The organism is Janthinobacterium goodfellowi, from assembly GCF_051380695.1.
Classification (GTDB): domain Bacteria; phylum Pseudomonadota; class Gammaproteobacteria; order Burkholderiales; family Burkholderiaceae_D; genus Janthinobacterium.
Map to the genome: position 1 here is coordinate 104,084 of NZ_JBNYXN010000005.1, position 11,769 is coordinate 115,852.

The following is an 11,769-nucleotide window of genomic DNA, read 5'->3' on the forward strand; positions in this document are numbered from 1 at the left end:
CGACCTAGCGCACCGTCACCACGCTTTTGCCGCCTGAACCGGGCTGCACGAGGATGCGGGTGGCGATGCGCTCCGTCATTTCCTGTACGTGCGAGATGACGCCCACCTTGCGGCCCATCGCTTGCAAGCCGTCGAGCGCATCCATGGCCACGCGCAGGGTTTCCGTGTCGAGGCTGCCGAAGCCCTCGTCGATGAACAGCGATTCCACGCGTACCCGGTTCGAGGACAGCGAGGCCAGGCCCAGCGCCAGGGCCAGCGAGACGAGGAACGATTCGCCGCCCGACAGCGAATGCACGGAGCGCAGTTCGCCGCCCATGTCCTGGTCGCGCACCATCAGGCCCAGCGACGGATTGCTCGGGTTGTCGATGCGTTCGAGCTGATAGCGGCGCGCCAGGTGGTTCAGGTGCGCGTTGGCATAGCCGAGCAGCACTTCCAGCGTGAATTGCTGCGCGTAATTGCGGAATTTCTTGCCGTCGGCCGAGCCGATCAGTTCATTCAGACTGGCCCAGCGCCGCTCGATGACGGCTTGCGCCTCGATCTGCGCCAGCATCGCTTGCGCGCTGTGGCGCCGCGCGTCGTCCTGCGCGATGGCCAGGCGCAGCCGGGTCGCTTCCTGGTTGGCCGCCTGGCGTTCCAGCAGCAGCGCGTCGAGCGCGGCTTGCAGCGCCGCCGCGTCCGTTTCCAGGCCGTCTGGCGGCTGTGCCAGGTGCGCCGCCAGTTGCTGCCGGCGTTCGGCCAGCACGGAGACGGCCGCCGTGTGGCGATCGGCGATCGCTTGCAGGGCGTCGCGCTCGGCGCGCATGGCTTCCGGTGCGATGGCCAGGTGCGTGTGCAAGGCGTCCATGTCGGCAGGCGCATGGGCCGGATGGGCATCCTGGAACTGGCGCAGCCAGTCGTGCAGGGCGGCATTGGCGCCGTGTTCCTGTTCACGCAAGGCGGCCAGGCGCTGCGACAGCTGCGCGCACGCTTCGTCCAGGCGCGTGCGCTGCTGGCCGGCCGATAGCGCCGCCGTTTGCTGCCGCGCCAGCAGCTCCCTGGCCGCCGCGATGGCGCCTGCCAGCGCGCGCTCGACCTCGGCCACGCTCTGGCCCTGCCATAGCGCGTGGCGTTCCGCCTGCATTGCCGTGCGCTGCTTGTCGGCGGCGGCAAAGACGGCGTTGGCTTCCTGCGCCGCTTGCTGCGCCTTGGCGGCGGCCAGCTGTGCCGCTTCCAGCTGCGCAGCCAGGGTCGCCAGCGCGTGGCCGCGGTGGTCCTGGTCCGCCTGCTGTTTCAGCCATTGCCGGCTTTCCGTTTCACGCGCCGCGCGGAAGGCGGCCGGGCCGGCGCGCCAGCTGTCTTTCCAGTCCTCGGCGCCATCGGCGTCGGCGAACGCGCCATCGAGCTGCACCAGCAAGGCGTCGAGCGCGGCGCGCGCCGTCTCGCCCTTGTCGGCGTTGCCCGCTTGCTGCGCTTGCAGCTGCGCCAGCCGCGCTTGCGTTTCGGCGACGGTGCTTGTGCAGCGCGCGTGCTCGCTCGACGCCAGTTCATGCGCCGCCTGCGCCTGCTCGCGCCGCGCGCTGGTCTGGCGCAGCGCCGTTTCCTGCTGCGCCAGTGCCTGCAAGCCGGCCGCATTGGCCGCCAGCTGCTGCGCGAACCAGTCCGCGCGTTGGTTTTCGGGCGGCAGCTGCAAGGTATCGGCATGCGGCTGCCACTGCGCGTTCAGGCTGTCGATGGCGGGCGGCAGGGCCGCCAGTTCGGCCTCCGTTTGCGCCTGTTCGCGCGCCGTTGCGGCCAGCGCCGCCTTGTGCGTGGCCAGCCGCTCCAGATTGCCGCGCGCCTGCGTGCGGCAAGCCAGCACGTCATCCTGCAAACTGGCCAGCATCGCCTGCAAGGCGTGATCGGCGTGGCTGTACGGGTGTTCCAGCGCGCCACAGACGGGGCAGGGCTGCTCGTCCTGCAAGGTGGCGCGCAGCTGCCCGACGCTGGCCGCGCATGCCGCTTCCGCGCCTTTCAAGGATTTTTCCGCCTGCGCCAGGCGCGCTTCCAGCAGCGCCGTTTGCGCCGCTTCCGCCGCCCATGCCGTGTTTTCCGTTTGCGCGGCCTGCGCCAGCTGGGCTGCCCTCGCTTGCCAGTGCGCCAGCGCCTGCTGCTGGCGCGCCAGTTCGCTCCAGATTTTTTCCGCGCTGGTCAACAGGCGCGCGTGCGCCTCCAGCTGGCCGCGCTGTTCCTGCAACCCCTGGCCATCGATGGCTTGCACGGCCGCTTGCGCCTCGCGCCGTTCCGCATCGCGCGCCGCCAGCACGGCAGCGGCGCTGGCCAGCGCCGCTTGCGCCGCCTGCGCGGCGTCAAAGGCCTGGCGCAGCTGCTGTCTTGACTCGGCCATGCTGGCGTCGGCCGCATCGGCTTGCGCGGCCGCCTGGCCTGCCTGGGCAAACAATTGATCCCACAACTGCCATGATTGCGCCAGCGCCTGCCACTGCTGGTGCGATGCCAGCCACTGGCGGCCCGCTTCCTGTTCCGCCTGCGCGGCATGCTGGCGCTGATGCAGATCGTGCAGCGCGGCGCGCGCCGCCTCGTTGGCCTGGTCGGCGGCCAGGGCGCCAGCTTGCGCCTGGCGATGCGCGGGCATGTGCGCCGCAATGCCCGCGTCGAGCGCCTTGGCTCGGTCGAGCAGGGGCGCCGCGTCGCGCTGCGCCGCTTCCCGGGCCAGCAAGGCCGCTGCCGCCTGCTGCACGGCCTGCGCCAGCTGCGCCTCGCTGGCGACGGCCTGCGCCGCCTGCGCGCGCGACGCTTCCAGCGCGGCGCCCGTGCCGGCGATGTCGCCGGCCAGGCGCGCCACGTCGTCGATCAGGGGCCGCGCCGGCTGCAGCAATTCCCACTGCGCCAGCGCCGCGCGGCGTTCCTCCGCGGCGGCCCGTTCGGCATCGGCGCTGTCCAGCGCTTCCTGCGCGGCCGCCACCTGGGTTTGCAGCTTGTGCGTCTCCTGGTGCCAGCGCTGCTGCAATTCCAGCACGGCTTTGCGCAGGTCGATGGTTTGCAGGGCGGTTTCGGCCGCGCCGCTTGACGCTTCGGTCTCGCTGCGCTCTTCCGGCGACAGCGGCCGCTGGTCGGCCAGCTTTTCGCCCAGCCGTTCGAGCACCTGCTTTTCCTTTTTCGCCCGCTCGAAGGCGCGCATGGAAATGTCGGTATAGATGCTGCTGCCCGTCAGGGTTTCCAGCAATTCGCCCCGCTCATTGTCTTCCGTCTTGAGGAAGGTGGAAAACTCGTTTTGCGCCAGCAGCACGGCGCGCGTAAACTGGTCGAAGGACAGGCCGATGCGCTTTTCGATCTCTTCCTTCACTTCCGTCTTGGTGCCGCCGAGGGGCTGCAGCGCGGGCAGCTGGTGCAAGCTCATGGCGGTCGCCTGCAGCGCCCCTTCGGCTTTGGTGCGCGAGCGGCGCACGCTCCAGCGCGCGCGGTAGTGACCGCCATCGTTGCCGACGAAATCGACTTGCGCATAGCCGTCCGGCGTGCCGCGGCGCAGCAGGGTGCGCGTATCCTGCGCGTTGACGGTTTCCTTGCCCACGTCGGGTAGGGCACTGCCCCGGCCCAGCACTTTCAGCAGGCGCGGCGTGGCGTCGTACAGGGCCAGGCACAGCGCGTCGAGCAGGGTGCTCTTGCCCGCGCCCGTGGGGCCGCTGATGGCAAACAGGCCGGCGGAGGCCAGCGGCTCCTGCTGGAAGTCGACTTCAAATTCGCCGGCCAGCGAAGCCAGGTTCTTGCCGCTGATTTTGAGTATTTTCATGATTCTTCAGGTGCACTCAGGCGCCGGGCAGCAGCAGTTCTGCCAGGGCCGACAGTTGTTCGGGCGGTGCGGGCCGGCCGTATTTTTGCAGGTACAGGCGGCGGAAGATGTCGTCGGGCTGCAGCTGGCCCAATTGGTCGAGCGTCATGTTTTCCGGCGCGCTGCCGCGCGCGGCGCTCGACGTTTCGATCTTCGCCAGGCGCACGGGCTTGCCGTCGAGGGCCGTTTCGATGCGCGTGCGCAGGCCCGGTTCGGGCGCGTCCAGGCGCACGCGCACTTCCAGGAACGGTTGCGCTTCGGCCGGTGCGTCGGGCACGTCGAGGGCCGCCAGCTGCGCCAGCACCTCGGCGATGGGCGCCGGCGTGGCCGGCACGCGCAGCAGGGGCACGGTGCGCGGCACCTCGATGGCGCGCACGGATTGCAAGGTTTCGCCGTCGATATCGAGGCACAGCACCTGGTGGCGGTAGTTCACTTCCGCGAAGGACAGCGGGATCGGGCTGCCGCAGTAGCGGATGTGCTCCTGGCCGCCCACGGCCTGCGCCTTGTGCAGGTGGCCCAGCGCCGCATACGCGATGGACGTATCAAAAATCCCCGAGGGCAGCATTTCCGTGCCGCCGATGACGATGCGGCGTTCGGAATCGTTCGACATTTCGCCGCCCACCATGTGGCAGTGGCCCATGGCGATGATGGCTTGCCCGGGCTGGCGGCGCGCCAGGGCCAGGTCGGTCAGCTGGCGGTACAGCAGGGCGATGCCGCCCAGGTAGGCATCCTGGGTGTCGCCGGCCGGCAGTTTCGGCACGTCGCCGGGACGCAGGAACGGTACGGCCAGGCACCAGGCCTGCACCTGGCCATCGCTGCCGGTGAGCGGCAGCAGCAGGCGTTCCAGGTCGATCTGGCCATCGTCGCCGCGCAGCACATGGCCGATCACGTGCGTGCCATGCGCGGCCAGCAGGGGGCCGGGCGCTTCCAGCCGTCCCGCCGAATCGTGGTTGCCGGCGACGACGACCAGCTGCAGCGCGGGCAGGCGCGCGCGCGCCTGCTGCAGGAATACATACAGCTGCTTTTGCGACGCGGCGGAAGGATTGGCATTGTCGAACACGTCGCCCGCCACCAGCAGCACGTCGACCTGCTCGGCCACGAGCGTGTCGAGCAGCCAGTCGAGGAAGCGCTGGTGTTCGTAGCCCCTTTCAAAATTGTGCAGGGTCTGGCCCAGATGCCAGTCGGAGGTGTGCAGCAGGCGCATGGTGGGGCAAGGGTAGGGAAGACAGGCGCCAATATAGCTGAAATGAGGCAGGTACTGGAGAATTGAACGAATTTCGAAGAGCGTTTTCGATTTTTATCGATACATCCAGAGTGCCTGAAAAACGTTCAGGGCAAGGCGTAGTGCCGTAGGCAGTACGAATAGTACGGCAAGGCACTGCAACGCAGCCATGGACGTTTTCTCAGGTGCTCAAGTAGTCAACACGCCGGCGCGATAGGTATTGCGCCCATCCTGCTTGGCCTGGTACAGCAGCACGTCGGCCCGCTGCAGCAGCGCGGCGGGGGAAATGTCTTCGTCGCGGTAGAAGGCCAGGCCGATGCTGGCGGAAATGCGCACGGTGATGCCATCGAGTTCGAACGGCTGCCGCATGGCGGCGACGATTTTTTCCGCCAGTACGGCCGCGTCGTCGGGCCGGGCGATCTGTTCCATGATGATGGTGAATTCGTCGCCACCCAGGCGGGCGACGATGTCGGTGGCGCGCATGGTTTGCGTCAGACGCTGGGCGAAGGCGCGCAGCAGGGCGTCGCCCGTGCCGTGGCCATGCGTGTCGTTGACGGGCTTGAAGCGGTCGATATCCATATACATGACGGCCATCAGGTGCCGCTGCTGGCGGCTCGCGTGCATGGCGTCGCTGAGTTTTTGCTGGAAGCCGGCGCGGTTCGACAGGCCCGTCAGCGCATCGACCTGGGCCAGTTTCAGCAGCCGCTGTTTTTCGCGCTTTTGCACGGTGATATCCTGGCGCATCACGTGAAAACCCACCACCTGCAGCCTGTCTTCGCCGATCTGCGGGATGTAGATCACTTCCATGCAGCGCTCGATGCCTTCCTTGTCGTCTTCTTCCTCGAAGCTCAGGGTTTCGCCCGCCAGCACCCGTTCGATATACGGCGCCACCGTGCGGTAGCGCGCCTCGCCCACCGTGTCGCGCACGCTGCTGCCCAGCGCCTGGCGGGCCGTCAGGCCGAATTCGCGTTCATAGGCGATGTTCAGGAAGCGGTAGACCTGGTCGGCGTCGATGTACGCGATCATGGCCGGCAAGGTGTCGGCGATGGTGCGCAGGCGCGCCTCGCTTTCCAGCAGCGCCACTTCCGATTCGCGCAAGGTGGTGATGTCGTCCAGGCTGCCCACGTAGCCTTCGATACGCCCATCGATGAGGATGGGGGCAATTTTGACGGAAACCCAGACCAGCCTGCCGTCGCGCTGCAGCCAGCGCAGGGTGGACTGGAATGGCGCGTGGCTGCGCGTGAGCTGTTCCAGCGCCACGTGCATCAGCGGATAGTCGTCCGGGTGCAGGGCGCTGGTCCAGCCGGCGCCCAGGGCGGCGGCGCGCGGCAGGCCCGTGATCGATTCGAAGGTGCGATTGACGTAGGTGCAGCGGCGCTGGCGGTCCAGGCGCACCAGCCCGAGCGGCGAGGCGTCGTTGACGGCGGCCAGTTCGGCCTGTTTCTGGCGCAGTTCCAGTTCCTGCTGGCGGCGCTGCGAGATATCCTCGGCGATGCACAGGATATGCTCGATCTGCTGGCGCTCGTCGAACACGGGCACGGAGACGGCGCGCAGGTAGCGCAGGCTGCCGTCCGCCAGGCGCAGCGGCTTTTCCGTGTGGTCGATGACGCCGCGCTCGGCCAGGATGGCGCGGTCGTCCTCGGCGTCGTGCAGACCGAAGTCGGGCGGGAAGGCCTGGCAATCGGTCTTGCCGATGACGTCGGCGGCCAGGTGGCCCGTGATGTCCTCGGCCGCTTTGTTCCACACCTCCATCTGGCCGAAGTTTTCCGGGCGCGCGCTTTTCACGTAGACCAGCACGGGCAAATGGTCGATCAGCGACTGCAGGAAGCTGCGGTTGTCCTGCAGCGCCAGTTCGTCGTGCTTGCGCGCGCTGATGTCGCGCGATGTGACGGCCACGCCGTCGGCGATCGGCACCACCTGGTGGCGCAGCCAGCGCGTGCCGCCCGAGGCCAGCGTCAGCTCGAATTCGTCTTCCAGCGGCTGGCCCGTTTCCATCACGAGCACGAAGCGCTTGAAAAAGCGCTCGCCGCGCAGCAGCGGCACGCGCGGCAGCACGCGCTGGCCCAGCAGTTCGGAGCGTGGCTTGCCCAGCATGTCGGCGGCCCGCTCGTTGACGTCGGCGAAAATGAAGTCTTCCACCGGCTTGCCCGGCGCGGGGCGCCAGGCTTTCAGCAGCAGCACGGCATCGAGGCTGGCCTGGTGCGCCGCGCGCAGCAGCGCCTGCGTTTCCTTGGCCTGGCGGATGCTGCGGCGCAGGCGCGCGCTCTGGCGCATCAGCAGGGCCGTGAAGCCGGCAATGAGCACGCTGGCGGCGAGCAGGGCGCCGACATATGCCAGCCGGCGGTGTTCGAAGCGCGCCAGGGCGACGGCGCGGCTGACGCCCACCACGGCCAGCAGCGGGTAGCGCGGCAGCTCGCGGTAGCTGTAAATGCGCGCCGTCGCGTCGACGGGCGGCTCGATCAGCAGTTCCTCTGGCGCGTGTTCGGGCGGTCCCGGCATGCGGAAGTCGATGCGGTCGCTGAGGATCAATTGCTCGCCGATGCGCCCCGCCGTCAGGCCGCTGTCGCGCGCCACCAGCATCAGCGCGCCCTGCTCGTCGAGGTTCAGGCGGTCGTAATCGTCGACAAAATACGTGGGGTCGACGTGGATGATGATGGCGCCGGCAAAGCGCCCCTGAGCATCGTTCAGGCGGCGCGCCAGGCGGATGGTCCAGTGCCTGCTGCCCGCGTCGAGCATGGGGGTGTCGACCAGCGGCGTGTCGGACGCATTCGCGGCCAGCGCCCTGAAAAATGCCTGGCCGGCCAGGTTTTCCGGCAAGTACGCGTTGGCGCTGTCGATCACGTCGCCATGCGCATCGACCAGCGCGATCGGCAGTTCCAGTTTCGACGGCAGCACGCTGTCGAGCAAACCCTGGCGGCGCGTGAATTCATTGAGGCGCAGGCCGCCGTCCGTTTCCTCGTATTTGAGCTTGAACAATTGCGTCGCGTGGTCCGTCTGGCGCAGGGTGAAACTGGTATGGTCGGCCAGGGTGCGCGCCAGCGACTGGCTGACGGCCACGGCGTCGCGCACGGCGCTGGCCCGTTCCTGGCCCACCTGGTACAAGACGGCCGCCCACAGCGCCAGCAGCAAGATGAGCGCGAACAGGGGTACCAGGCTGAGACGGTACAGGCGGCGGGCGAGGCGTTGCAGGGGTCTTGTTATCGCTATCACGGGCGCTTGCAGGCTAGGGTCATGGAAAGGTGAAGGGCGGCGTGGCGCGCATCATAGCCGAAATATGCTGACCTGCGCGCTGCCTGCTGCCCTAGCGTCTGTTCGTGGTCTGTCGCTGGGCTTATTTTGCGTTAAATCAAGTACCTGTGGCGCTGCGCACGCTAAAAAAAGCACGCCGGGAGCGGCACGGGCTGGCGCCGTGGCAGAAAAAGTACAATTGGGCCCCCATCCTCATTAAAATGGATGCTTCTTCCTCCCATATCGAGAGTTGTCATGCAGAGTAAAAAGCCCGACGCGGCAAGACTGGACAAGATCGTGGCCGAAGCGCGCCGCGCCGCCGACCAGCGCGAGAGCGGCTACCGCGAGCGCTCGCTGAAGATGTATCCGTGGGTCTGCGGCCGCTGCATGCGCGAATTTACGCGTGCCAACGTGCAGCAACTGACGGTGCACCACCGCGACCACAATCACGACAACAATCCGCCCGACGGCAGCAACTGGGAGTTGCTGTGCCTGTATTGCCACGACAATGAGCACTCGCGCTACCTGGAAGCGGACCGTGGCGCCGGCCTGCTGTCGGCCGAGGTGGCGCCCGCCACGCACAATCCGTTTGCCGCGCTGGCCGGCCTGATCAAGAAGAAGGACTGAGCGGACCGCGCCGCTTCCTCATGCGCATCCTGCTGACCGAAGACGACCCGCAGCTGGGCCGCGCCACGCAGATCGGCCTGGAACAGGGCGGCCATGCCGTCGACTGGGTCACGAGCGCCGAACAGGCGCACACGGCCGTGCGCCTGCACGACTACGGCTGCATCCTGCTCGACCTGGGTTTGCCGGGGCAGGACGGCATGCAGGCGCTGGGCGCGCTGCGCGACAATGGTTACGGCGGCGCCGTGCTGGTCGTCACGGCGCGCGACCAGGTGGGCGAGCGCATCGCCGGCCTGGACGCGGGTGCCGACGACTTCATCGTCAAACCGTTCGACCTCGACGAACTGGCCGCGCGCATCCGCAGCGCCTGCCGCCGCGCTGCGGGCCGCTTGCGCGAGTACCTCGTGCATGGCGACCTGGCGCTCGATATCGCGGACCGGCAGGTGACGCAAGGGGGCGTGCCCGTGACCTTGACGATGAAGGAGTTCCGCATCCTGCAACTGCTGCTGGAGCATGGCGGCCGCGTGCTGAGCCGGGAACAGCTGGAGAAAAACCTGTACAGCTGGGGCGATGAGGTGGAAAGCAATGCCGTGCAAGTGCATATCCACCACCTGCGCAAGAAGCTGGGGCGGGACTTGATACGCACCGTGCATGCGGTCGGTTATTGCATCGACAAGCCCAAAGCGGGCTGAGGAAGGCGACCGGGAGGCCGCCCCCTTGATCAGAAATCGACGGTGGCCGACAGCCACAGGCGGCGTCCATCGAGGCTGTTGACATAGCGGTTAGCGTAGGTCAATGCCGGGCCTGATCCCGTACGGTAAGGCTGGTAGTCGATGAAGTCCTTGTTGAGCAGGTTGTACACGGCCGCATTCAGGGTCACGCGCTTGCTCAGCTGGTAGCTGGTTCCCAAGTGCAGCATGGTGTAGCCCTGGTAGTCGCCCAGCGCGGCCTTGGCGGCGCGCGTGGCGGTCGAGGTGCCCGGATCGCGGAAGCGCTCGCTGCGGTATTCGGCGCGCAGCCAGCCGTTCCATTCGCGCGAGATATCCCACGACAGGCGCGCGTTGACGGCGTGCTTGGGCGTGTCGCTCAGCGGCTTGCCCGCATTGCTGCCGCTCTTCTGTTCGCTTTCCGTGTACGTGTAGTTGGCGCTGGCCGACAAGGTCTTGCCCAGCGGGAAGCGCGTGTTCAGCTCGACGCCGCGCGTAACGGCCTCATCCACGTTGACGGACTGGCCAAACGCATCGACGTTGGGCCAGTTGCCGAAGCTGACGCAGCCGGGACGGTTCGGCGATGGACGATAATCGCAGTTGACGAGTCCGGTGCCCGTCGTGATCTTGTCCTTGAATGCATTGTTGAACAGCGAACCGCTGGCGGTCCAGCCCGCCAGGTTGTCGAAGTAGGCACCGATTTCCGTCGTCGTGCTCGTTTCCGGCTTCAGGTCCGGGCTGCCGACGAGGGGGATCGTGCCCTGGCCGCCGAAACCGTTGATGCCTGGCGACAATTGTTCCACGCGCGGCGTCTTGTAGCCCTTGCTGACGCCGCCCTTGACGGTCCAGCTCGGCGTCGCGTTCCACACGGCATAGGCGCGGGGACTGGTCTGGCCGCCGAAGATGCTGTGGTCGTCATAACGGGCGCCGAAGGTCAGCGCGACGTTCTCCAGCACCTGCCATTCGTCTTCCACGAACAGGGCTTTTTGCGTGAATTCGAATTTCTTTGGCGCCACGCCGTCCGTCATGTCCGCTTTCCACCATTGCGCGCCGACGGTGGCCATGTGCTTGCCCAGCGGCATGACCAATTTGGTGTCGAAGACCTGGCTTTCCACTTCCAGGGTGCGCGCGCTGCCGGCCACGGCGCCTGGCGTGCCCGGCGGAATCGTGCGGCCCAGGGTTTCCGTCTTGTTCACCATGTAGCTGCTGTCGAGGGTGCCGAAGCCGAAGCGGCCCGTGTGCGACAGGGTCCACTGGTCGCGCTGGTATTTCTGCTTGGGACCGTAGCCTCCCTGCAAACCGACGGTGCCCAGCTGCTGTTTCGAATTGTCGTAGGTCTGGCGGCCCGCGTCCGCGTCGAGGATGACGGTGTGGTGGCGGTTTGGCGTAAAGGCCAGGCGCGCGCCGAAGTTGGCTATGTCCGCGCGCACGGGATTGGCGCCCATGTTCGGGGTGACCTCCGTACCGGCCGCGTTGCTGTAGCGGATGTCGGCCGCATCGCGGCGCTGCTTGCTGCCGCGCAGGGACAAGCCCAGCAGGTCGGCGGCGATGGGCCCGCTCAGGTAGAAGCGGCCGCTTTTCACGTCGCCGAAGTCCGATTCCTGCTGCACGGTGTAGTCGGCCGAGACGGAACCCATCCACTGCTTGCCCACCTTGCGCGTGATGATGTTGATCACGCCGCCCATGGCGTCCGAGCCGTACAGGGTCGACATGGGGCCGCGGATGATCTCGATGCGCTCGATGGCGGCCAGCGGCGGCATGAAGCTCGTCTGCGTGCCGCCGAAACCGTTCGGCGTGACATTGCCGGCCGCGTTCTGGCGCCGCCCGTCGATCAGCACCAGGGTGTAGTCGCTGGGCATGCCACGGATACTGATGTTCATGCCGCCCGTCTTGTCGCCGGCCGCGCCCACGTCGATGCCTTCCACGCTTTCCAGCGCCTGCGTCAGGTTGCCGAAACGCTCCTTCGACAACTCTTCGCGCGTGAGCACGGTGATCGACGCGGGCGCCTGTTTGATGTCCTGCTCGAAACCGGAGGCGGAGACCACCACTTCCGGCATGCTGGCCGGCGTGCCTGTCTGGGCGTGAGCCGGCAGGCAGGACAGGGCGGCGAGCGCCAGGGCCAGGGTGGTGGGACGCGGCAGGGGCGCGCGGCGGGTGCTGTTGGACATGCAAACTCCTGGGATGAG

The 11,769-nt window shown here is 67.5% G+C and carries 6 protein-coding genes; 2 read left to right on the forward strand and 4 right to left on the reverse strand.

Annotated features, from left to right (window positions below; translation table 11 throughout):
• Nucleotides 1–4: 4 nt before the first annotated feature.
• The 3 genes from ACQ4WQ_RS19450 to ACQ4WQ_RS19460 form a co-directional block, all read right to left on the reverse strand.
• On the reverse strand, nucleotides 5–3,763 hold the full coding sequence (locus ACQ4WQ_RS19450) for an AAA family ATPase (RefSeq protein WP_436499302.1): 3,759 nt from the start codon (nucleotides 3,761–3,763) through the stop codon (nucleotides 5–7).
• 16 nt (nucleotides 3,764–3,779) lie between these two features.
• Nucleotides 3,780–5,006, reverse strand: coding sequence for an exonuclease SbcCD subunit D C-terminal domain-containing protein (locus tag ACQ4WQ_RS19455; RefSeq protein WP_436499304.1), 1,227 nt, complete (start codon nucleotides 5,004–5,006; stop codon nucleotides 3,780–3,782).
• A 207-nt stretch (nucleotides 5,007–5,213) separates the two neighbouring features.
• Nucleotides 5,214–8,234 (reverse strand): PAS domain S-box protein, encoded by a 3,021-nt coding sequence (locus tag ACQ4WQ_RS19460; protein WP_436499306.1) that lies wholly within the window; start codon nucleotides 8,232–8,234, stop codon nucleotides 5,214–5,216.
• Between the two features lie 273 nt (nucleotides 8,235–8,507).
• On the opposite strand from ACQ4WQ_RS19460, the gene ACQ4WQ_RS19465 reads away from it, so the two are divergent.
• Together ACQ4WQ_RS19465 and ACQ4WQ_RS19470 are read left to right on the forward strand one after the other, a co-directional pair.
• Nucleotides 8,508–8,879 (forward strand): YajD family HNH nuclease, encoded by a 372-nt coding sequence (locus tag ACQ4WQ_RS19465; RefSeq protein WP_034755042.1) that lies wholly within the window; start codon nucleotides 8,508–8,510, stop codon nucleotides 8,877–8,879.
• 20 nt (nucleotides 8,880–8,899) lie between these two features.
• A complete protein-coding gene (locus ACQ4WQ_RS19470) occupies nucleotides 8,900–9,568 on the forward strand; it encodes a response regulator (RefSeq protein ID WP_436499308.1) in 669 nt (222 codons plus the stop codon).
• A 29-nt stretch (nucleotides 9,569–9,597) separates the two neighbouring features.
• On the opposite strand, the gene ACQ4WQ_RS19475 is transcribed toward ACQ4WQ_RS19470, so the two are convergent.
• Nucleotides 9,598–11,751, reverse strand: a complete 2,154-nt coding sequence (locus ACQ4WQ_RS19475; RefSeq protein ID WP_436499310.1) for a TonB-dependent receptor domain-containing protein — start codon at nucleotides 11,749–11,751, stop codon at nucleotides 9,598–9,600.
• Nucleotides 11,752–11,769 lie beyond the last annotated feature (18 nt).

What these genes read in the sequence shown, in the direction of transcription:
- ACQ4WQ_RS19450 (WP_436499302.1), bottom strand. Translation starts at nt 3,763, where the DNA reads ATGAAAATACTCAAAATCAGCGGCAAGAACCTGGCTTCGCTGGCCGGC.
- ACQ4WQ_RS19455 (WP_436499304.1), bottom strand. Translation starts at nt 5,006, where the DNA reads ATGCGCCTGCTGCACACCTCCGACTGGCATCTGGGCCAGACCCTGCAC.
- ACQ4WQ_RS19465 (WP_034755042.1), top strand. Translation starts at nt 8,508, where the DNA reads ATGCAGAGTAAAAAGCCCGACGCGGCAAGACTGGACAAGATCGTGGCC.
- ACQ4WQ_RS19470 (WP_436499308.1), top strand. Translation starts at nt 8,900, where the DNA reads ATGCGCATCCTGCTGACCGAAGACGACCCGCAGCTGGGCCGCGCCACG.
- ACQ4WQ_RS19475 (WP_436499310.1), bottom strand. Translation starts at nt 11,751, where the DNA reads ATGTCCAACAGCACCCGCCGCGCGCCCCTGCCGCGTCCCACCACCCTG.